At 61.6% G+C, this 21,783-nt stretch carries 19 protein-coding genes; 6 read left to right on the top strand and 13 right to left on the bottom strand.

Annotated features, from left to right (window positions below):
- Nucleotides 1-2: 2 nt before the first annotated feature.
- Nucleotides 3-1,061 (bottom strand): ABC transporter ATP-binding protein, encoded by a 1,059-nt coding sequence (locus E5W87_RS01070; RefSeq protein ID WP_292393121.1) that lies wholly within the window; start codon nucleotides 1,059-1,061, stop codon nucleotides 3-5.
- A 296-nt stretch (nucleotides 1,062-1,357) separates the two neighbouring features.
- On the opposite strand from E5W87_RS01070, the gene E5W87_RS01065 reads away from it, so the two are divergent.
- The 3 genes from E5W87_RS01065 (at nucleotide 1,358) to E5W87_RS01055 (ending at nucleotide 5,175) form a co-directional block, all read left to right on the top strand.
- Nucleotides 1,358-3,022, top strand: coding sequence for a sugar ABC transporter substrate-binding protein (locus E5W87_RS01065; RefSeq protein ID WP_292393119.1), 1,665 nt, complete (start codon nucleotides 1,358-1,360; stop codon nucleotides 3,020-3,022).
- A gap of 100 nt (nucleotides 3,023-3,122) precedes the next feature.
- Complete coding sequence (locus tag E5W87_RS01060; protein ID WP_292393116.1) at nucleotides 3,123-4,244, top strand: carbohydrate ABC transporter permease; 1,122 nt, start codon at nucleotides 3,123-3,125, stop codon at nucleotides 4,242-4,244.
- 13 nt (nucleotides 4,245-4,257) lie between these two features.
- Nucleotides 4,258-5,175 (top strand): carbohydrate ABC transporter permease, encoded by a 918-nt coding sequence (locus E5W87_RS01055; RefSeq protein WP_029353494.1) that lies wholly within the window; start codon nucleotides 4,258-4,260, stop codon nucleotides 5,173-5,175.
- Between the two features lie 51 nt (nucleotides 5,176-5,226).
- On the opposite strand, the gene E5W87_RS01050 is transcribed toward E5W87_RS01055, so the two are convergent.
- Together E5W87_RS01050 and hxlB are read right to left on the bottom strand one after the other, a co-directional pair.
- Nucleotides 5,227-5,970: a creatininase family protein gene (locus E5W87_RS01050; RefSeq protein ID WP_292393114.1), complete on the bottom strand. Its 744-nt coding sequence runs from the start codon at nucleotides 5,968-5,970 to the stop codon at nucleotides 5,227-5,229.
- A 5-nt stretch (nucleotides 5,971-5,975) separates the two neighbouring features.
- Entirely contained in the window at nucleotides 5,976-6,542 is a 567-nt protein-coding gene (hxlB, locus tag E5W87_RS01045; RefSeq protein WP_292393112.1) for a 6-phospho-3-hexuloisomerase, read from the bottom strand.
- Nucleotides 6,543-6,727: 185 nt separating this feature from the next.
- On the opposite strand from hxlB, the gene E5W87_RS01040 reads away from it, so the two are divergent.
- On the top strand, nucleotides 6,728-7,750 hold the full coding sequence (locus E5W87_RS01040; protein WP_292393110.1) for an aldo/keto reductase: 1,023 nt from the start codon (nucleotides 6,728-6,730) through the stop codon (nucleotides 7,748-7,750).
- Here the strand turns inward: E5W87_RS01040 and E5W87_RS01035 are convergent.
- From E5W87_RS01035 to clpP, 5 genes are all read right to left on the bottom strand, one after another.
- Nucleotides 7,707-9,332: a glycosyltransferase family 39 protein gene (locus tag E5W87_RS01035; RefSeq protein ID WP_292393108.1), complete on the bottom strand. Its 1,626-nt coding sequence runs from the start codon at nucleotides 9,330-9,332 to the stop codon at nucleotides 7,707-7,709. The genes E5W87_RS01040 and E5W87_RS01035 overlap by 44 nt on opposite strands.
- A 359-nt stretch (nucleotides 9,333-9,691) precedes the next feature.
- On the bottom strand, nucleotides 9,692-9,964 hold the full coding sequence (locus E5W87_RS01030; RefSeq protein ID WP_006201846.1) for an HU family DNA-binding protein: 273 nt from the start codon (nucleotides 9,962-9,964) through the stop codon (nucleotides 9,692-9,694).
- 196 nt (nucleotides 9,965-10,160) lie between these two features.
- The gene (gene lon, locus E5W87_RS01025; protein WP_292393106.1) at nucleotides 10,161-12,572 is read right to left on the bottom strand and encodes an endopeptidase La; all 2,412 of its coding nucleotides are present in this window, start codon (nucleotides 12,570-12,572) and stop codon (nucleotides 10,161-10,163) included.
- A gap of 282 nt (nucleotides 12,573-12,854) precedes the next feature.
- Nucleotides 12,855-14,129, bottom strand: a complete 1,275-nt coding sequence (gene clpX / locus E5W87_RS01020) for an ATP-dependent Clp protease ATP-binding subunit ClpX (protein WP_095485846.1) — start codon at nucleotides 14,127-14,129, stop codon at nucleotides 12,855-12,857.
- Nucleotides 14,130-14,424: 295 nt separating this feature from the next.
- Nucleotides 14,425-15,054, bottom strand: a complete 630-nt coding sequence (clpP, locus tag E5W87_RS01015) for an ATP-dependent Clp endopeptidase proteolytic subunit ClpP (RefSeq protein WP_292393103.1) — start codon at nucleotides 15,052-15,054, stop codon at nucleotides 14,425-14,427.
- Between the two features lie 334 nt (nucleotides 15,055-15,388).
- Here clpP and E5W87_RS01010 point away from each other — a divergent pair, with 334 nt between their 5' ends.
- Nucleotides 15,389-15,979 carry a hypothetical protein gene (locus E5W87_RS01010; RefSeq protein WP_292393101.1) on the top strand — a complete coding sequence of 197 codons (591 nt, stop codon included), beginning with the start codon at nucleotides 15,389-15,391 and terminating at the stop codon, nucleotides 15,977-15,979.
- Here the strand turns inward: E5W87_RS01010 and E5W87_RS01005 are convergent.
- Nucleotides 15,976-17,085, bottom strand: coding sequence for an FAD-binding oxidoreductase (locus E5W87_RS01005; protein ID WP_292393295.1), 1,110 nt, complete (start codon nucleotides 17,083-17,085; stop codon nucleotides 15,976-15,978). The two genes, E5W87_RS01010 and E5W87_RS01005, sit on opposite strands and share 4 nt — an antisense overlap.
- Before the next feature lie 253 nt (nucleotides 17,086-17,338).
- Between E5W87_RS01005 and E5W87_RS01000 the strand changes: the two genes are divergently transcribed.
- Entirely contained in the window at nucleotides 17,339-18,595 is a 1,257-nt protein-coding gene (locus E5W87_RS01000) for a cytochrome P450 (protein ID WP_292393099.1), read from the top strand.
- Here the strand turns inward: E5W87_RS01000 and E5W87_RS00995 are convergent, their stop codons facing one another.
- The 4 genes from E5W87_RS00995 to E5W87_RS00980 all read right to left on the bottom strand — a co-directional run bounded on the left by E5W87_RS00995 (nucleotide 18,596) and on the right by E5W87_RS00980 (nucleotide 21,781).
- Entirely contained in the window at nucleotides 18,596-18,946 is a 351-nt protein-coding gene (locus tag E5W87_RS00995) for a cupin domain-containing protein (RefSeq protein WP_292393097.1), read from the bottom strand.
- 21 nt (nucleotides 18,947-18,967) lie between these two features.
- Nucleotides 18,968-20,248 carry an O-acetylhomoserine aminocarboxypropyltransferase gene (locus E5W87_RS00990; protein ID WP_095485809.1) on the bottom strand — a complete coding sequence of 427 codons (1,281 nt, stop codon included), beginning with the start codon at nucleotides 20,246-20,248 and terminating at the stop codon, nucleotides 18,968-18,970.
- A 247-nt stretch (nucleotides 20,249-20,495) separates the two neighbouring features.
- Nucleotides 20,496-21,017 (bottom strand): CoA-binding protein, encoded by a 522-nt coding sequence (locus E5W87_RS00985; RefSeq protein ID WP_292393095.1) that lies wholly within the window; start codon nucleotides 21,015-21,017, stop codon nucleotides 20,496-20,498.
- Nucleotides 21,014-21,781, bottom strand: coding sequence for a GNAT family N-acetyltransferase (locus E5W87_RS00980; protein ID WP_292393293.1), 768 nt, complete (start codon nucleotides 21,779-21,781; stop codon nucleotides 21,014-21,016). The genes E5W87_RS00985 and E5W87_RS00980 overlap by 4 nt, the downstream gene beginning before the upstream one ends.
- Nucleotides 21,782-21,783: the final 2 nt, after the last annotated feature.

The raw sequence follows: 21,783 nt of genomic DNA, 5'->3' as shown, positions 1-21,783 counted from the left end.
AGTCAGAGGCGGTTGCCGGTCTCTGCGTCGAAGAGATGGACCTGGTCGAGCCGGGGTTTCAGATGCAGCGTGTCGCCCGGCTTGAAGTCGTGACGCTCGCGGAACAGAGCCACCATCTCGCCTTCGCCGAAGCGCAGGAAGACCAGCGTTTCAGAACCGGTCGGCTCGACCACGGAAATCTTCGCAGGCACGCCGTCGGGATGGATTTCGAGATGCTCGGGCCGCACGCCGTAGACGACCTTGCGGCCATCCTCCACCGCAGTCTTCGCGGCGATAGGGAATGGCGTTCCAGCAATCTCGACGACGGGCTTGTCGCCTTTGCGCACCACGCCCTTGAGCAGGTTCATGGAAGGCGAGCCGATGAAGCCGGCGACGAACAGATTGGCCGGCCGGTCGAACAGTTCCAGCGGCGCGCCGACCTGCTCGATGCGGCCGTCGCGCATTACGACGATCTTGTCGGCCATGGTCATGGCCTCGATCTGGTCGTGCGTGACGTAGATGGTGGTGGTCTTCAGCCGCTGGTGCAGTTCCTTGATCTCGGTGCGCATCTGCACCCGCAGCTTCGCGTCGAGGTTAGATAGCGGCTCGTCGAACAGGAACACCTGCGGGTTGCGCACGATGGCGCGGCCCATGGCGACGCGCTGGCGCTGGCCGCCCGAGAGTTGGCGCGGATAGCGCTTGAGGTAGGGATTGAGGTCGAGGATATCGGCGGCGCGCTTGACCCGCTCGGCAACCACCGCCGGGTCGGTCTTCCGCAGCTTCAGCGCAAAGGCCATGTTCTGCTCCACCGTCTTGTGCGGATAGAGCGCGTAATTCTGGAACACCATGGCGATGTCGCGCTTGGCCGGCGGCAGATGGTTGACGACGCGGTCGCCGATGGCGATCGTGCCGCCGGAAACGGTCTCCAGCCCAGCCACCATCCTGAGCAGCGTGGACTTGCCGCATCCTGAAGGACCGACCAGCACCACGAACTGCCCGTCGGCGATGTCGACGCTGACGTCGTGCAGGACCTTGACGGTTCCGAACGCCTTGGCCACATTGCTGATCGCGACTTGAGCCATGGGCCCCCCTTTCGTTGCGGTGAAGCTAAACAACGCAAACGGCTAGGGCAAGTCAGTCTTTTATAGATAAAAAACCCTATGCTCGTTGACACGGCACTTGGTTGTGAGAATAGTGAAAGGGCTCGGGTTATGACCCTGTTCCGAGCGCACTGGCACGCTAGTCCGGACCACGGAAATCGAAGCGTCGCGGGAAGGAAACTTGGGCCGCTATTTCTAGGAGTCGCTGTTGTTGGGGAACACGTCCGGCGCTCCAAACATCCGAAACAATCACCATTGAAATTCTGGGAGGAATGAAAATGAAAGTCAGCCTTTACAACCAATTTATGCGCGCGGGTGCAACCCGCCGCGATGTCCTCAAGGGCGCAGCCAGCATGGCCGCGATCGCAGCGGCATCCGGCGCCGGGCTTGGCGCGCTGACGCGACCGGCCTCCGCCGCCAGCGAGCTGCGCGCGCAGATCCTGCAAATCCCGGGTGTCGGCAAGGGTCAGCCGACCGATGCCGACTTCCAGCAGGTCGGCGAGCTTTGCCTGGAGGCGACCAAGGCCAACGTCAAGGAAGGCGAATTCGCCGGCGTCCAGCTCACCTTCATGGGGCTCAACAATCAGAACCTGCACAATGTGCTGTTTCGCGGCTTCCTGAAGCCTTGGGAGACCTATACCGGCGCCAAGATCAACTGGATCGACCTGGCGCAGGCGGACTACAATGCCCGCCTGCAGCAGTCGATCGCCACCGGCACCGTCGATTTCGACATCATCGAGATGGGCGCGCCGTTCGAAGGCGATGTCTGCGGCAAGGGCCTGACCTCTGAAATGCCGGACTGGGTCAAGGACCAGATCGACATGAAAGACGTCGTGGCCTATCTGCAGCCGCCGGTCGGCACCTGGGACGGCAAGCAGTATCGCGTGACCGTCGATGGCGACGCGCATAACTTCAACTACCGCACCGACGTGTTCGCCGATGCCGACCTCGCCAAGGCGTGGAAAGATGGCGGCGGCGAAGGTGAATGGGGCGTGCCGAAGACCTGGCAGCAGGTGCAGGCCGTGACCAAATTCCTCAAGGGCAAGCAGTTCCAGGGCCAGGACGTCTTCGGCTATCTCGACGCGCCCAAGGCCTGGGGCGGCTTCGGCTTCTATTTCCTCGGCAGCCGCGCCAGCGCCTATGCCAAGCATCCCGACGACAAGGCCTGGCTGTTCGACGCCGACACAATGAAGCCGCGCATCAACAATCCGGCCTGGGTGCGGGCAATCCAGGATGTGATCGACGCGCTTCCGTCGGAGCCCGCCGACCAGATCAACGCCGACCCCAACACCACCGCCTTCCAGCAGTTCCTGGCCGGCACCGGTTCGATGGTCACCTGGTGGGGCGACGTCGGCTCCAACGTCAAGACCAACGACTCGTCGGTCGTCGGCGATATCACCGGCTTCTCGATCCTGCCGGGCTCGGACGACGTCTACAATTCCAAGACCGGCCAGTGGGACAAGCTTGCCAGCGGCCCGAACTATGCGCCGAACTGCGCCTATCTCGGCTGGGGTGTCTATGTCATGGCCCGCGTCGATAGCGACGAAAAGAAGAAGAAGGCGGCCTGGTCTGCCGCGGCCCATCTCGGCGGCAAGGACCTGTCGCTCTGGTGCGCGGCATATCCGTCCGGCTTCCAGCCCTACCGCAACTCGCATTTCGACATTCCGGAATGGGTGGCGGCCGGTTACGACGAGGCGTTCATCACCTCGTATCTCAAGTCGGAAGCCGACAGCTACAACCATCCGAACGCCGCGATCGAACCGCGCATCCCCGGCATCTTCCAATATTACAGCGCCGCCGAGGACATCCTTGCCAACACATTCGCTGGCAAGATGAAGGCGCAGGAAGGCGCCGACGCCATCGCAGCCGCTTGGGAGAAGCTGACCGACCAGATCGGCCGCGAAAATCAAGTCAAGCTCTACAAAGCCTCGCTCGGCATGTAGGCTGAGACTGTGGTGAACCGTGGTCCGGCGGCGCGAAGCCGCCGGACCGCACCTTGGCCGGCCAGCCGGTCATAAAGCTTTCATTGAACGGACGAGACGCGTGGCTGACCAGACCTTGCCCACGAATGCGTGGCCGGCAAACGCCGCTCCATCCGATCTGATATCGCCGGGCCGCAAGCGGCTCGGCCGAACCTTGATGGCCGCTGCGACGCTCGGCCTTCTGGCAGTGATCGCAGTTCAGATCCTGTACAAGACAGAGGTCGACACCATCGGGTTCGAGACCTGGCGGCCGGTCGTCTATGCCTATGTGCTGTGGGGCGTTGCGCTCGGTATCGGCCAGGTGCTGACACGCGGCGAAGACGGCCAGCGCGCGCTGTTCCTGCTGCCGGCGCTGCTGTTCACCATCGCCATGGTGATCTTCCCGACACTGTTCGGCTTCTACATCGCGCTGACGGACTGGAACCTCAGTTCCTTCTCCGGCCGGAAGTTCAACGGGCTCGACAATTTCTGGCAGATGCTGGCCGACCCCTACTACCGCAACGCGCTATTCAACATGGTGCTCTACGTGCTCGCGGTGCTGGTCGAATATGTCATCGCCTTTGGCCTCGCCCTGCTCCTCAATGCGCAGATCAGGGCTCGCAAATTCTTCCGCGTCGTCTTCCTCATGCCGTTGATGCTGTCGCCGGTCGCGGTATCGTGGATGATTGGCAAATCGCTGATGGAATACCGGTTCGGGCCAGCCGCAACGCTGGCGCGCCAGCTCGGCTGGGAAAACCCGGCCTTCTTCTCCAACCCGATTACCGCCCGCATCTCGATCATGGTTCTGGATGCCTGGACGTTCATCCCGTTCATGATGATCATGCTGCTCGCCGGCCTTCAGGCGATGTCACGGGAGGTGTTAGAGGCGGCCAGGGTAGACGGTGCCAATGCCTGGCAGACCTTCTGGCAGGTCACCTTCCCGCTGATGCTGCCGGTGTCGGTGACGGCGATCATCCTGCGCATCATCTTCAAGCTGAAGCTTGCCGACATCATCATCACCGTCACCTCGGGCGGCCCGGGTGGTGCAACCGATTCCGTCTCAAGCTTCATCTATCGCGAGTATCGCGACCGCTCGAATGTCGGCTACGGCACCATGCTGGCAATGGCCTACCTCATCATCATCATCGTGTTCGTGACGTGGCTGTTGAAATTCGCCAACCGCTTCGTGCGCAACGTCAATTGATTGAGGCGGCAACATGAGCGTTCAGACCACTGAGTATGCCGCTTCCGAAATCCGCTCGCCGGCGAGCTTTTTCGCCAACCGCGTCTTCATCTATGGCGCGCTGGTGTTCTGGGCCTTCATCTGCCTGTTTCCGATCTATTGGACGATAACCACCTCCTTCAAGACGGCCGTCGACGTCACCCAGGGCCATCTCATCCCCTTCGTCGACTTCCGACCGGACTGGAAGGGCTGGCGTTCGCTCGGCCTGTCGCCGGATTCGATCTTCCGGACGTCGACGGTACGCGACGAGTTCATCAAGCGCTTCATGAATTCGGTGATCACCTCGGTCGGCGCGTCGAGCCTCGCCATTGTTATCGGCAGCCTCGCCGCCTACGGCCTCACCCGCTACCGCTATCACTTCGCCTGGTTCAAGAACGAGGACATCTCCTTCTTCTTCCTGTCGCAGCTGATCCTGCCGCCGGTGGTGCTCGCCTTGCCCTTTCTCGTGCTGTACCGGGAAGTCGGCATGCTCGACACGCGCATCGGGCTGATCCTGCTCTATACGCTGATGGTGCTGCCGATCGTCATCTGGATCATGCGCGACCAATTCAACTCGATCCCTGTCGAGCTGGAGGAAGCAGCCCTCGTCGACGGCCTGTCGATCTGGGGCGCCTTCTTCCGCATCGTCATGCCGATCGCGCTGCCGGGCATGGTCGCCGCCTTCATCTTGGCGATGGTGCTGTGCTGGAACGAGTATTTCTTCGCCGCCCTGCTGACCTCGACCGATGCCAAGACCATTCCGGTCATGGTGGCGAGCCAGACCGGCTCGCAAGGCATCAACTGGTGGTCGATGGCGGCGCTGGCCACCGCCGCGATCACGCCGCTTGCCGTCATCGGCATCGCGCTGGAGCGCTATCTGATCATGGGCATGACCGCGGGCGCGGTGAAATAGGCAGGCCAGCCTTCCCTTCTCCCCCTGTGGGAGAAGGCAGAGCCGCGCTGGCTAACGCGCCAGTATCGCGCGCAGATGGCCGAGAATCATCGTAACGCCCATTTGCCCCAGTTCCACCGAGGCGTCGGTAGCAGTCGCCGTGTACCATCCCGTATTGTCGGCGAAGTGGCTGGCGTCCACCGCTTCCGGGCACAGCGCCAGCATCAGCGACGTCTCGCCAATGCCGGCATGGTCGAACGGATATTGGCCGTTCATCGCCGCCGGCATCAGCGGATGCACCTGCACCCAGTTGAAGAAATTGGCGCCCTCGGCGTGCTCGGCATAATAGCCGGCCATCGCCTCCGAACCCCACCAGCCCTCGCCGCGCTCCTTCTCGAGGAAGCGGAAGATCGCCTGGCGGCCGGCGGTCTTGAAGGCGAGATCGGTCGGCATGCCGGCGGCAAAGTTCTCGGTCTGGTGGTGGATGATGGCGTGGATATTGCGAAAACCGATGCGCAGCAGACTGTAGAATAGCTCTTCGCCGAACGGCGCCAGCGCATTGCCGCCGACGTGAACCGAGCCATTGCCCTCCGGCGGCGCCACCGCGTAGCTCGCCGCGCCATAGTAGAAGGGCGGCAGGATGACGATGTCGGCTTCCTTTTCGAACAGATCCAGCATCTTGACGACCGCCAGCGTGTCCATGCCGACGGCCATGTGCTCGCCATGGTATTCGAGCACGCCGAGCGGGAGCACGACCGGCCAGTTCTCGGCGATCGCCTTGCGGATCTGGTGCGGCAGCATCAGCTCGTAGCGCATTGTGCCTACTCCATGTTGGTGTGGCGGGCGCGCATCGCTTCGAACGTTGTGCCGGTGATTGCCATGAGCTTCAGCACCATTACCTCGAACAGAACGAACAGCGCGCCTTCGAACAACGAACCCATCGGCAGGACGGATGTCTTTTCCGGTCTCTGGTCGTCGGCCATGGTTTGAGCCGGGACGAGCAAGGCGAAGTCGGCAAGTCTTGCGGCGCTGCTCTCGCCTTGTGCGGTCAGCAGCAGGACGGTCGCACCGGCTTTGCGGGCGACCTGCATCAAGGTCAGAACGGTCGAGGTCTCGCCCGGGCCGGAGCTGACGAGAAAGACATCGTCCACGCCCAGCGGCGGCGTCGTCATGTCGCCGACCACCGACACAGGCAGGCCGAGATGGTAGAGGCGCATGGCAAAGCCCTTGACCTGCAGCGCCTCACGGCCGCAGCCATAAACGACGATTTTGTTCGCGCCGGCCAGCATGGCGCAGGCGGCGTCGACGTGGCTTTCGTCGATCCGTGCCAGCACGCTGCCAAGCTCGCCCAGCGCAATCCCGAACAGATTTGTGGCGGCATTCGTCATGGCGGACCTACCAGCTTGCCAGCATCAAAAACCTGTCTGAACGTTTTGGCCACATTTCCCCCGAACAGCTTGTTTTTGCTCATGCTATCACCGTGAGAATGGGTGTCCAACAGCTCGAAGCACTTTTGAAGTGCCACAGGCGTGATAGTGTCACGGCAATTGCGTAGGTGAGGAAATAGCAGGACATGAAGACACGGCATTTCGACCGCATCGGCAATGGCGGCATCACGTTCACCGAACTTGGCTTCGGTACGGCGCCGCTCGGCAACCTCTACCGCGTCGTCTCCGACGACGATGCCAATGCCACGCTGGAGGCGGCATGGCAGGTCGGCTGCCGCTACTACGACACCGCGCCGCTCTACGGGCTCGGCCTGTCGGAAACGCGGCTCAATCCGTTCCTGCGTTCGAAAAAGCGCGACGACTATGTGCTGTCGAGCAAGGTCGGACGCATCATGCGCGCCTGCCCGCCGGAGCAGCGCACCGGCATCGGCAAATTCTTCGACACGCCGTCGCGCCGCGAGGTCTACGACTACAGCTATGACGGCGTGATGCGCTCCTTCGAGGCCTCGCTGGAACGCCTCGGCATTGACCGCATCGACATCCTTTTCGTGCATGACGTCGACATCTTCACCCACGGCAGCAAGGAGGCCTCGGACCAACGCATCGAGGAGTTCATGCGCTCGGGCTATTACGGGCTGCTGGCTCTGCGCGACCAGGGCGTCATCAAGGCGTTCGGCGGCGGCATCAACGAATGGCCGGTTGCCCAGACACTTGCCGAGCGTGGCGACTTCGACCTTTTCCTGCTTGCCGGGCGTTATACGCTGCTGGAGCAGGAAGCGCTGCAATCCTTCCTGCCGCTATGCCAGAAACGCGGCATCGGCATCGTTCTCGGCGCGCCCTATAATTCCGGGATCCTGGCAACCGGACCGAAGCCCGGTGCCTACTACAATTATTCCGAGGCGCCGCAGGACATTCTCGACCGCGTCACGCGCATCGAGGACGTCTGCAAACGCCACGGCGTGCGGCTGATCGAGGCGGCACTGCAATTTCCGCTGCTGCACCCTTCGGTCGTGTCGGTGATCCCCGGCGGCCAGCGGCCGAGCGAGGTCGAAAGCAACCGCTCGCTGCTCGACGCGAAGCTGCCATCGGCACTCTGGGCCGACCTCAAGAAGGAAGGGCTGATGCGCGCCGATGCGCCGACGGCATAGAGCCGCCTGCTCTCGTCGACACCTGCGGCCTCGCGCTTGGGTACAAGCGGCAATCCCTGACTGCGTTCAATCTTGGGCGCTTGTGCAGGCGGGCGAAATAGATGCGCCTGCCCGATGCGGATCCGAACTGCTCCTTCCCGATCAGCGTACCGGTTTGGCTGCTGAGTTCGTAGTCTGCTCGCCGCAAGATCTCTATCAATGCTGGATCGGGCTGGTCTTCGTCCAGCCACATCAACACCGCAGGGTCCTGGAGCAGGTCTTTCAGCTCCGGAACTTCGGGATTGAGCAGCACGAGGTCGCTTTCAGCAAGACGGAAATTTCCGACCCAAGAGGAACTGCCGAGGATCGTGCGCACCGGCCCGGTGGCCCGCAGGTCGTGATAGAGTTCTTGGAAGTCCAGTCTTGCGGTGCGAGATTTGCCTTCCCCGCCCATCAGTTGCGCATACCACGTGAACGGTGTCACAAGCAGAGCTATAACGACAGCCAAGGCGATTACGAAGCGCTGAACTTCCCGGCCGAACTCGCCCAGCCTTTCCATGCGTGCTGCAAGATAGAGCGGCAGCAGGAAAAGAACCGGCAGCAGCCAACGGTTGCGCAAAGATGTGCTGCCGCTTGCCACCACCAGCAGCAGCACAGCAAGAAGACCTATCAGCAATGCACGCTCAAGCAGCTTGTCCCGCGGGGCATCGAAAGCGTCCTGCCCTCGGGGGAAACTCCGTTTCCAAACGAAGCCGAGGACGTAGACGACTAGAGTCACCATGCTGAATGAAGCGGTGGCGTATATGATTTTGAACAACCCCTCGCCGCGAACACCGATCATTCCGTCGTCATCATCGGCTATGCCAAACTTGGATATACGGGCGAAAATCGCGTCCGAATGGTAGTAGCTCCAAACTGTCGTCGGGGTCAGAACAAGCACGAAGACCGCCATGCTGAGCAGTATCCATGGCGAAACCAGCGCTGGTCGATAGGCGCGCACAGTCATCGCCGCCGAGAGCAGCGCTCCCAGCATGAGAACATCATTGAACTTGGCGAGCGTGGCCAATGCGGCCGCCAGGCCGAAGCCCGCATAGGCCAGCGGCGTCCGGACTTGGACGAGATTGGCGAAGGCGAGCAGCGTGACCGCGCAAAAGGCGAAGGCGGCTACCGAATGCGTCAAGCTGTGTTGCGCTTCCCAAAATAGCAGCGGCACCGTCATCAGTCCGAACATAGCGGCGGCGGCGGTGACCTGCTTATAGCCAAGCTTGCGCATCGCAGCATGGGTGGCGGCAAAGCCGACGAAAAGCAGGACATATCTGACGAGTTTGAGGCTGACGATGCTCGTCCCGAACCCTTGGCTTATTGTCCAGGCAATCCAGTTGTAGAGCGGTGGCTGCGAACCACCATACCCGGCGGCGAGATGCGGGAGATAGATCAGTTGCTCGGCGTCGTCGATGTTCACGCCGTTGCCTGCCCAAAGGCCAAGGAGCGGCAGCGTCGCGGTTTGGAAGGCGAAATAAAGAGCGACGACGAGCACCGCGGCATAAAGCCGGCCGACCTTGTCGTCGGCAAGCCAATCAATCAGTTCTTCTACCTTCTGCAAGATGTGGTCGCCTGTTTGTGCCGGAGGGAACGGCGTTACACGACTGTGGAGCAGAGGACAATCGGTGGCCGGGTTTGCCCTAAAGCGCGTCGCGTTCGAGCGGATTCATGCGACGCGCTTAAAACCCTTGTTTCTATGCATGTCGTTATCGCAAAACGGCTGCGCACTTTTGCGCGACATGCATTAGGCGTCGGTACGATATTCCCATTGCCGGCTCCGGAACCCACTGGAAGACTGCTTTCGTCCGGCGGCGACCGGTACGCACCCTTGGTCCGATGCTTCAGCCGACCGAAAGCGGACGCAAAAGAAAAGCCGGGCATGCCCGGCTTTTCTGATCTCTGAAAAGGGTAAGAAGGCGCTTAGTTTACTGCGTCCTTGAGGCCCTTGCCGGCCGAAAACTTCGGCACGGTGCGCGCCGGAATCTTCACTTCCGCACCGGTCTGCGGGTTGCGGCCGGTCGACGCGGCGCGTTTTGACACGGTGAAATTTCCGAAGCCGACAAGCCGGACATCGCCGCCCTTCTTCAGTTCGCCGGTGATTACGGAAAACACCGCATCAACCGCCGACTGCGCGTCACCCTTCGAAATACTCGCGGCATCGGCGACAGCGGACACCAGTTCGTTCTTGTTCATAAAAATTCCCTTCCATGAGAAAACCGGAACGTACGACTCATCCGGCAGGAAACGGACTTTAGAAAGAAGCGCTTCCGCAACCAAGTCGAAAAGCGTGAAAAAAAACGAAAAAACCCCGGAATTCCGGGGTTTTTCACATGAAAAAGCCGGGCTCAAGGCCCGGCTCTCTGTTTGTGCATTGCAACTTTAGCAAGTGCTAATGGGCGAGAGACTTAGAGGCGTCGTCTCCGGCATCCACCGCAGCCGGCGCATTGACCGGCTCGACCCACTCGATCGGCTCCGGCATACGCACCAGAGCATGGCGCAAGACTTCACCGACCCGCGCGACCGGAATGATCTCCATCCCGTTCTTCACGTTGTCCGGAATCTCCGCCAGATCCTTGGCGTTGTCTTCCGGGATCAGCACCTTCTTGATGCCGCCGCGAAGTGCTGCAAGCAGCTTCTCCTTGAGCCCGCCGATCGGCAATACCCTGCCGCGCAGCGTGATCTCGCCGGTCATCGCCACATCGGCCTTGACCGGGATACCGGTCAGCACCGAGACGATCGCCGTCGCCATCGCCACGCCCGCAGACGGTCCGTCCTTGGGCGTTGCACCCTCGGGCACGTGGACGTGGATGTCGCGCTTGTCGAACAGCGGCGGCTCGACACCGAAATCGATAGCCCGCGAGCGGACGTAGGAGGCCGCCGCCGAGATCGATTCCTTCATCACGTCGCGCAGATTGCCGGTCACCGTCATGCGGCCCTTGCCGGGCATCATGACGCCTTCGATCGTCAGCAACTCGCCGCCGACTTCCGTCCAGGCGAGCCCGGTGACGACGCCGACCTGATCGTCGGCCTCGACCTGACCGAAGCGGAAGCGCGGGACACCAAGATAATCGGCGAGATTGTCCGCCGTGATGTCGACCGTCTTCTTCTTCGTCTTCAGGATCTCGGTCACCGCCTTGCGGCCGAGCTTCATCAGCTCGCGCTCCAGGCTCCTGACGCCCGCTTCACGGGTGTAGGTCTGGATGATGCCGCGGATCGCGTCCTCGCCGACGGAGAACTCCTTCGGCTGCAGCGCGTGATCGCGGATCACCTTCGGCATCAGGTGGCGCTTGGCGATCTCAATCTTCTCGTCCTCGGTGTAGCCGGCGATACGGATGATCTCCATGCGGTCCATCAAGGGCGCAGGGATGTTCAACGTGTTCGCCGTCGTCACGAACATCACGCTCGACAGGTCGTATTCGACCTCGAGGTAATGGTCCATGAACGTCGAGTTCTGCTCGGGATCGAGCACCTCGAGCAAAGCCGATGACGGATCGCCGCGGAAATCCTGACCCATCTTGTCGATCTCGTCGAGCAGGAAGAGCGGGTTGGACTTCTTCGCCTTCTTCATCGACTGGATGACCTTGCCGGGCATCGAGCCGATATAGGTCCGCCGGTGACCGCGGATTTCGGCCTCGTCACGCACGCCGCCCAGCGCCATGCGGATGAACTCGCGGCCGGTCGCCTTGGCGATCGACTTGCCGAGCGAGGTCTTGCCAACGCCGGGAGGTCCGACGAGGCACAGGATCGGCCCCTTCAGCTTCTTTTGGCGGCTCTGCACGGCGAGATATTCGACGATGCGGTCCTTGACCTTGTCGAGGCCGAAATGGTCGGTGTCGAGCACGTTCTGCGCGAAGCCCAGATCCTGCTTGACCTTGGAGTTCTTGCCCCACGGTATCGACAGGATCCAGTCGAGATAGTTGCGTACGACGGTCGATTCAGCCGACATCGGCGACATCGTCCGCAGCTTCTTCAGTTCGGCTTCCGCCTTTTCGCGGGCCTCCTTGGAGAGCTTGGTCTTCTTGATGCGCGCCTCGATCTCGGCGGCCTCGTCGCGACCGTCCTCACCCTCGCCGAGCTCCTTCTGGATCGCCTTCATCTGCTCGTTGAGGTAGTATTCGCGCTGCGTCTTCTCCATCTGGCGCTTGACGCGCGAACGGATGCGCTTCTCGACCTGCAGGACGGAGATTTCGGCTTCCATGAAGCCCATCGCCTTTTCCAGCCGCTCCTTGACCGAAAGCGTGGCCAGCATCTCCTGCTTTTCGGGGATCTTGATGGCAAGATGCGAGGCAACCGTATCGGCGAGCTTGGAATAGTCGTCGATCTGGCTGGCGGCACCCACCACTTCGGGCGAGATCTTCTTGTTCAGCTTGACGTAGTTCTCGAAGTCGGTGACGACGGAACGGGCCAGCGCCTCGACCTCGACCTCTTCCTCCTCCGGCTCGACCAGAGCCGAAGCACGGGCCTCGTGGAAGTCGGGACGATCGGTGAACGAAACGATTTTCGCGCGCGTGGCGCCTTCGACCAGCACCTTCACGGTGCCGTCCGGCAGCTTCAGCAATTGCAGCACATTGGCGAGCGTGCCGATGTCGAAGATCGCATCGGACTCGGGATCGTCATCGGCGGCATTCATCTGGGTCGCAAGCAGGATCTGCTTTTCCTGACCCATCACCTCTTCCAGCGCCTTGATCGATTTTTCACGCCCGACAAAGAGCGGAACGATCATGTGCGGGAACACCACGATGTCGCGCAGTGGGAGGACTGCGAAGACGCCGTCGCTGGGAGCCTTGGATATTTTGGCCATTGTCCAACCTTTCATGTCGCAGCTGCCAATCGGCCAACCGCGAATCTCATATTAACGACCGAGGATCGTTCCGCCTACCACCGTTTGTGACGGGAGTTTTACAGCACAGAATTCGGCACCCCGGCCTTCTCCAGTTAGTTGGAGGCACAGGGGGCAAAGATCAAGGGTCAACACGCAGCCGTTCATCCAATCCTCGCATCCGTTCGTCACAACGCGGCACGTCCGCAACAAAAAACGGCGCCACACGGCGCCGTTTCAAACAGAATCCATTGCCGGCTCACGTCAGGCGCTGACGTTGCCCTTCTTTTCCTTCTGCTCGGAATAGATGTAGAGCGGCCTGGCGTTGCCGGACACCACCTCTTCCGAAATAACCACTTCGCGCACGCCTTCCAGCGCCGGCAGCTCGAACATCGTATCGAGCAGGATCGCTTCCATGATCGAGCGCAGGCCGCGCGCGCCGGTCTTGCGTTCGATGGCGCGCTTGGCGATCGCCGACAGCGCATTCTCATGGAAGGTCAGGTCGACATTCTCCATTTCGAACAGCCGCTGATACTGCTTGACCAGCGCGTTCTTCGGCTCGGTCAGGATCTGGATCAGAGCCGGCTCGTCGAGGTCCTCCAGCGTCGCCAGGACCGGCAGACGGCCAACGAACTCGGGAATGAGGCCGAACTTCAACAGATCCTCAGGCTCGACCAGGCGGAAAACGTCGCCGGTGCGGCGATCCTCGGGCGAAGCGACGGTGGCGCCGAAGCCGATCGAGGTCTTGCGGCCGCGATCCGAGATGATTTTGTCCAGGCCGGCGAAGGCGCCGCCGCAGATGAACAGGATGTTGGCGGTGTCGACCTGCAGGAACTCCTGCTGCGGATGCTTCCTGCCGCCCTGTGGCGGCACGGAGGCGACCGTGCCTTCCATGATCTTCAACAGCGCCTGCTGGACGCCCTCGCCCGACACGTCGCGGGTGATCGAAGGATTGTCCGACTTGCGCGAGATCTTGTCGATCTCGTCGATGTAGACGATGCCGCGCTGGGCACGCTCGACATTGTAGTCGGCCGACTGCAAGAGCTTCAGGATGATGTTCTCGACATCCTCGCCGACATAACCGGCCTCGGTCAGCGTCGTCGCATCGGCCATGGTGAAGGGAACGTCGATGATGCGGGCCAGCGTCTGCGCAAGCAGCGTCTTGCCGCAACCAGTCGGGCCGATCAGCAAAATGTTGGACTTCGCCAGCTCGACGTCGTTGTTCTTGCCGGCATGCGCGAGGCGCTTGTAGTGATTGTGAACGGCGACCGACAGCACGCGCTTTGCGTAGGGCTGACCGATGACGTAGTCGTCGAGAACCTTGAGGATCTCCTGCGGGGTCGGCACGCCCTCGCGCGACTTCACCATCGAGGTCTTGTTCTCCTCGCGGATGATGTCCATGCAGAGCTCGACGCATTCGTCGCAGATGAACACCGTCGGGCCGGCGATCAGCTTGCGCACTTCGTGCTGGCTTTTGCCGCAAAACGAGCAATAAAGCGTGTTCTTGGAATCACCGCCGTTGCTGCCGACCTTGCTCATTTTCATGTCCTTTCATAGCCGCCCGCCGATGGTCTGGTTGAAAGGGCGCATATATTCAAACTATCGCGGGAAATCGCCGCCGCCAGTGTCCCGGCTCCCGCAACGCATTCCATACGAAACACATATCAGAAAACGTCGCAATGATTCGCACCAACCCCGCACAAAGCTAAGCCGTCGAAAATCAACATAGGCTTAACGTAGGCAATTGCTCCCGTCGAGGGAACAGCCAATTGTGGCCGAAATGCCGCAAGCGGCATCAAAAGCGTGTTTTCCCGCCATCCAACTGCCACCAGGCTTATGCGGCGGCAACCTCAGCCGGCTCGCGCGACGAAATGACCTTGTCGATGAGGCCGAAATCCTTCGCCTCGTCGGCGGTCATGAAGTGGTCGCGGTCGAGCGTCTTCTCGATCTCGTCGTAGCTCTTGCCGGTGTGCTTGACATAAACCTCGTTGAGACGGCGCTTCAGCTTGATGATGTCCTGGGCGTGGCGCTCGATGTCGGAAGCCTGGCCCTGGAAGCCACCGGAAGGCTGGTGGACCATGATGCGGGCATTCGGCGTGGCGAAGCGCATGCCCTTTTCGCCTGCGGTCAAGAGCAGCGAGCCCATCGAGGCCGCCTGGCCGATGCACAGCGTCGCTACCGCCGGCTTGATGAACTGCATGGTGTCGTAGATCGCCATGCCGGACGTGACGACGCCGCCAGGCGAATTGATGTAGAGGTTGATTTCCTTCTTCGGATTCTCCGCCTCGAGGAACAGGAGTTGCGCGCAGACCAGCGTCGCCATGCCGTCCTCGACCGGGCCGGTGATGAAAATGATGCGCTCTTTCAGCAACCGCGAGAAAATGTCGTAGGCCCGCTCGCCGCGATTGGTCTGTTCGACCACCATCGGAACGAGGTTCATGTAGGTTTCGATGGGGTTCTTCATGGACTATCCCTTTTCAAAGGTGGGATTCCGGCGCCGGGAGATTAGCAAGTCGGGCAGAATCGATTCTTGATCGTTGTCCTGTAAATAGGATGTCGGCTCACCCTAGCGCAAGGCCGCCCCTCCTAGCCATCCGGTTAAGTCGAATCAAGCTTTCTGCACAGGATTCGCCCGAAGCTGCGCCTGCAGCCTTGCTGCTGCTCTTGAGGCGGCGTTGCCGCGTAGCACTTTCTTAACCGCGTCGCTTAACGAAATATCTCGAAACTGCTTTCCCGCGATACGGCTTCCCCTACACTTCAACGTTGAGCTTGCGCTGAAGGTTCAACAGGGGAGTGCCATGATCAGGAGAACTGCTTCCTTGGCTATCGCCAGCGTTGCCGTTCTCGGCATGCTGTCTGAAACGGCTGCCGGCGGACGCGCGGTCGAATGCTACGAGCAGGTCAATAGGCCGGCCGTCTACGATACCGTCTATGAAAACGTGCTGGTCAGCGCCGGCGGCCAGGTGGTCGACTACGACCCGCCGATTTATGGCACGGTTGAGCGCGTCGAGCAGATCGCACCGCCCCGCGTCACATACGAGGTCGTGCCAGCTATCACCCACACCGTCTACCACACGGTCAAGATCGATGATGGCGGCTATGCGTGGGAATGGCGCATCATCCACGGCCGTAAGGTGCTGTGCAAGGTCTGGCGCAAGGCCCGCTACGCGCGTGTCGCCGAAACAGTCGTCGTTGAACCCGAGCGCACACGACGGGTTGTCCTCCCAGCCGAATATGAGAGCGTTGCCCGTGAAGTGCTGGTGCGACCGGAGCGACGGCGCATCGCTGAGATCGCGCCATCATACCAGAGGGTGGCGCGCCGCATGATGGTGCAGGCAGGCTCGACCAGTTGGCGGCGGGTGCATATCCCAAAGCATTGCAGGTACTAGCTCAGGCCACCCTCCGCCCTTAGCCATGTCCTCAAGCCCGCGATATCGCCGTCGCCGACGGCCGCCGCGGCACGCCTGCCGACCGCCGCGCCGAATTTGTAGCCATGGCCGGAACAGGCCGAGACAACAAGGCATCTGCCCTTCTCATGCGCCAGGAATTTTTCGTCGGCGGTGAATGTGTAGGCGCAGGTGACGACTTCGGTCACCCCATACTCCTCGATGCGGGCGATCGGCGGCGAAAACAGGTTGCGGATCGCCTCGCCCTCGCCCGACACCGGCTGGCGGTTCCAGTCGGCGTCGCTGGTCGGCACCTTGTGCAGGCCGGAGCCGAATTTCATGCCGGCGCCGCCTGAGGGCGGGATCACGTAGCCGTCGACAGCGCCGCCGACATCGAGGATGATCGGGGCTGCCTGCCATGCCGCTTTCAGGTCCGCCGGCGGCTCGACATAGGCGAGCGCGTTGCGCCAGGTCTTCAGTTCGCCATCCAGTTCCGGAAACAGCTTCAGCACCCAGGCGCCTGATGTGACGACGATGCGGTCGGCCTGCATCGTCTCGCCGCTCTCAAGCACGATGTGACCGGCCTCGGCGTCGATCTTCGTCACCTTGCTGTTTTCGTAGACGTTGGCGCCGTTGGCCCGCAGCCAATTGGCGAGTCCCGCCGCGATCTTGCGGCAATGCAGTGCGCCGCCCTCCGGCGAGAAGAAAACGTAGCGAAAACTTCCGCTCTCGAGGAACGGCCAGCGCGCAACGGCCTCGCCCGGCTCGATCATCTCGAAGGGAAAATCGCCGGCCGCCAGCCCGTCGCGCATCTGCTCGGCGTCATCACCCTCGTCGCGCGAAATGCAGATGAAGCCGCGCGGATCGAGATGGTTTTCGCCAAGATCGGCCCACATCTCGTCCCAGGCCTCATAGGCTTCGGTGATCAGCCGGCCATAGCCCGCCGCTGCACCATAAGCGCGGCGGATGATGCGGTGATGATCGCCCGAAGCGGCAAGCGGATTGGGAATCGGTCCCTGCTCGACGATCGTGACCCGATGCCCGGCCTTGACCAGCGACCACGCCGTCGAAAGCCCTGCAATGCCTGCGCCGACCACGATCACATTCATCAAGTCAGTCTTTCCGCAGCCGTGTCGGCTGGCTCAACGCGCTTTTGTGCATGTCGCCCAAAACCGCTTCACACTTTTGGGCGACATGCATCGGACTATCGGGCGCCCAACATACGGTCTGGCATCAAGCTGGCAAGCCTTGGAGCGCCGCGCGTCGTTCGACGCGCAAAGGACGCTCCAAGACTTTGAATCTGCGCATGATCCTTTCCGAAAACCGATTCCGGTTTTCGGGGTCATGCGCTAATGGTCTGGTATGACCGACCTGACGCCGCCTCCCTACCTTGCCTTCGATCCAGCCACCCGCCGTGTGCGGATGGACCCGCACGAGCCGGCTTTTTTCCAGAACCCATACGAGGCCTATGCCTTCATGCATGGCGCATCGAACGCCTTCTTCTGGGAGGAGTTTGGCTTTTGGTGCTTCGGCGGCTTCGACGACGTCAACCGGCTGCTGCGCGACCGCCGCTTCGGTCGCCAGAACCCGGCCGGCATCCCCGACAGAAGCGGCATTGGCCAGGACCGCACGCATCTCAGCGCCTTCGACGGCATCGAGGCCAATTCGATGCTGGAGTTGGAACCACCTGTTCACACCAGGCTCAGAACGCTGGTCAACCGCGCCTTCGTCTCGCGCCAGGTCGAGCGGCTTCGGCCGCGCGTCGAGGCGCTCGCCAACGAGCTGATCGACCGTTTCGAACGGGACCAAGTCGATCTGCTGCCGGCTTTCGCGTCGCCTTTGCCGATCACCATCATTGCCGAGATGCTCGGCGTGCCGGTCGAGATGGGGCCGCAACTGCTCGACTGGTCGCATCAGATGGTCGCCATGTACATGCATGGCCGCACACGCGAAACGGAAGAGACGGCCAATCGTGCCGCGCGCGATTTTTCCGACTTCCTGCGCGGCTATGTCGCGGAACGGCGGAAGAACCCCGGCGACGATCTGTTGTCGCTGCTGATCTCGGCGCAAGACGATGGCCAAAAACTCTCGGAGGAAGAACTGGTCTCCTCGGCCATCCTGCTGCTCAACGCCGGCCACGAGGCGACCGTTCACCAGACCGGCAATGCGGTGCGCTCGATCCTCGCGCAAGGCGGCGACCCGCGCCGCTTCTTCATTTCTACGGAAGCGACCGCCGCGACCGTCGAGGAATGCCTGCGCTTCGATGCGCCGCTGCACATGTTCACGCGTTATGCCTATGAAGAGATCGAGGTCGCTCCGGGCATTCTTGTGCGGCCGGGCGAGACGATCGGCCTGCTGCTCGGCATGGCCAATCACGACCCGGCGGTCTTTGCCGAACCCCTCGCCTTCAGGCCGGATCGTGCGGACCAGAAGAACGTCTCGTTCGGCGCCGGCATTCATTTCTGCATCGGCGCGCCGCTTGCCCGGCTCGAATTGCAGGTGTCGCTGAAAATCCTGTTCGAGCGCCTGCCGCGGCTGCATTTCGCCGGACAGCCGCGCTTCCGCGGCACCTATCATTTCCACGGGCTGGAAGCGCTCGCCGTGCACACTGGACGATGATCAAAGCTTGATCACATACTCCTTGCGAGTCGTTTCAAGCACTTCCCAGCTTCCCCTAAAGCCCGGCCTGAGCACGAAACTGTCGCCAGCTCTGACGGTGCGCGCCTCGCCGCCCTCCTCGGCGATCACTGAAACGCCCGACAGGATGTGGCAGAACTCCCACTCGTCATACTCGATGCGCCATTTGCCCGGCGTCGCCTCCCAGATGCCGGCATAGAGCCCGCCGTCGCGCTCCTCGACATTCCAGGTGCGGAACTTCGGATCGCCTGAGATCAGACGATCCGGTGCCGGTGCGCCAAGTTCCGGCTCGACACTTTCGACTTTGACGGAGAGAAATTTCGGCGCGGTCATGGGAGCTCCTTCCAGCAGGGATCAAACCTTGGCGAGAGCCTGTTCCAGATCGGCGACGATGTCGTTGACATCCTCGATGCCGACCGAGAGCCTGACCGTATCCGGCCCAGCGCCCGCCGTAACTTTCTGCTCGTCCGACAATTGCCGATGCGTGGTCGATGCCGGGTGGATGACCAGCGACTTGGTGTCGCCGACATTGGCGAGGTGCGAAAACAGTTCGAGCGCCTCCACGAATTTGATGCCCGCCGCATAGCCGCCCTTCAGGCCGAAGGTGAACACCGCACCAGCGCCAAGCGGCGAGTACTTCTTCTGCAGCGCGTTGTTCTTGTCGCTGGGCAGGCCGGGATAGGACACCCAGGCGACCTTCGGGTGGTTGGACAGCCACGCGGCGACAGTGACTGCATTGTCGCAATGGCGCTGCATTCTGAGCGGCAAGGTTTCCAGTCCGGTCAGGATCAGGAACGCATTGAAGGGTGAGATCGCCGGGCCCATGTCGCGCAGGCCAAGCACGCGCGCGGCAATGGCGAAAGCGAAATTGCCGAAGGTTTCGTGCAGGACGAGGCCGCCATATTCGGGGCGCGGCTCCGACAGCATCGGATACTTGCCTGATTTCGACCAGTCGAAGGTGCCGCCGTCGACAATGGCGCCGCCGATCGAATTACCGTGGCCGCCGATGAACTTGGTCAGCGAATGCACGACGATGTCGGCGCCATGCTCGATCGGCCGGACCAGATAGGGCGAGGCCAGCGTGTTGTCGACTATCAGCGGCAGGCCGTGTTTGCGGGCGATGTCGCCGATCTTCTCGATGTCGACGAAGACGCCGCCCGGATTAGCCAGGCTCTCGATGAAGATCGCCTTGGTTTTTTCGTCGATCTGGCTTTCGAAGGTCGAGATGTCGTTGGTGTCGGCCCAGCGCACCTGCCAGCCGAAATTCTTGAAGGCGTGGCCGAACTGGTTGATCGAGCCGCCGTAAAGCCTTGTCGCAGCGACGAAATTGTCGCCGGGCTGCATCAGATTGTGGAAGACAAGCACCTGCGCGGCATGACCCGACGCCACCGCCAGCCCTGCCGTGCCGCCTTCGAGCGCCGCGATACGCTCTTCCAGCACCGCCTGCGTCGGGTTCATGATGCGGGTATAGATGTTGCCGAAGGCCTTTAGCCCGAACAGCGAGGCGGCGTGATCGGCATCATCGAAGACAAAGGAGGTCGTCTGGTAGATCGGCGTGGCACGCGCGCCGGTCGCCGGGTCGGGCTTGGCGCCGGCATGGACGGCGAGCGTGTTGAAACCGGGCGTGCGGGTCATCGAATACCTCCCTTTGAACCTTCTGAAAATCGCCGGGCATTCTTGGCGAAGCCCGGTCACGAATGCAAAGAAGAAAATGCCCTTCGATGCACGTTCTGTGATCGAGGCGCGAGAAAATGTTCCGATTACCGGAATAACTTTCCGTCTTGAGCCTGATCCACCCCGATAGGATCGGGATGGGGCTCTATCTTTCTTGTTTGACCATGATCTCCAGCGAAAACCGGTTTCCACTTTTCGGGATCATGGTCTACTTCTGGCGAACGCCGAAGCTCTGGAATCCCGGCCGCATCAGCGGCTTCTTCGACGACAGCACGCCGGAGTTGACGCCGGTCCAGCCGATTTCGCCCGACAGCTTGCCATACTCGATCTTGGGGCAGCGGTTCATCACCACCTTGATGCCGGCGGCCTCGGCGCGCGCAGCCGCCTCGTCGTGGCGCACGCCGAGCTGCATCCAGACGACTTTCGGCAACGGATCGAGCCGCAGGCCCTCGTCGATGACGCCCGGCACCGCCGCGGAAGCGCGAAAGATGTCGACCATGTCGACGGGCTCGGGGAGATCGGCGAGCCTGGCATAGACTGTTCGGCCGAGGATTTCCTTGCCGGCCTGTCCCGGGTTGATCGGGAACACCGAAAACCCTTTGGCGAGCAGATATTTCAGCACGAAATAGCTCGGCCGCACGTCATTGGCAGACGCGCCGACCATGGCGATGGTCTTCACCGAATTGAGGATGCCGGCGATATAGGCATTGTCGTAGGCGTCGTGGTTCATGCGGCAATCGCCTTCCTGCGGTAGTGATATCGGTAGAGTTCACGCCTGAAGCCAAGCGAGGCATAAAGAGCACGGGCAGGCGTGTTGTCGGCAACCACTTGCAGGCATGCTGCCGATGCACCCGCCCGTCGTGCCCAGTCGATCAGGCCGCCGACCGTCCTGCGGCCGAGCCCTTGCTGCCTGAACCTGCCGTCCGTTTCAACCGATTCCACAACAAGCAGTCCGTGACGGACGACACCATAAGCCACGGCAGCAATTTCGTTGTCGCGTACGCACGACACGAACGCCTTGTCGCCGACGATCAGTCCAGTCATGTCTCGAAAGATACGGCGATCCGCGTCGTCATAGGCACCCATGCGGAACCGCGCTGCAAGCCAGCCCTCACTTGGCGTCGGCGAAACCGTGACTTGCTCGTCGCGGACTTCCGCCAATTCGTCGATTCCGGCATGGAGATGGATCGTTCCGCCTTCCGTCTGATAGCCGCGGTTGTCGAGCGCTGTCTCCATGTCGGCGGCGATTTCGGGAACCCGAAACAGCGGCGTCTGGCCGTGGCTAGTGTAGAAAGCCTCGGCGGCATCAAGCACCGCCTCCGGCGCGCCACGTTTGCCGCGCAACGGGTTAACGGAATTCGGGCGCCGGATCCTTCCGCCCGATTGCCTGAAAAGCCAGCCGTCGACGACCGTCTCGACGGCCGCTGGCCACGCCTCGCGGCAAGCCTGCTCGACTTCCCAGTTAAGATTGGCCCAACCAAGATCGTCTTGCATCG

Origin of the sequence: Mesorhizobium sp., assembly GCF_004962925.1 — a bacterium.
GTDB lineage: Bacteria > Pseudomonadota > Alphaproteobacteria > Rhizobiales > Rhizobiaceae > Mesorhizobium.
Note: the sequence above shows the minus strand (reverse complement) of the source record. Positions and strands in the feature narration are given on the sequence as shown.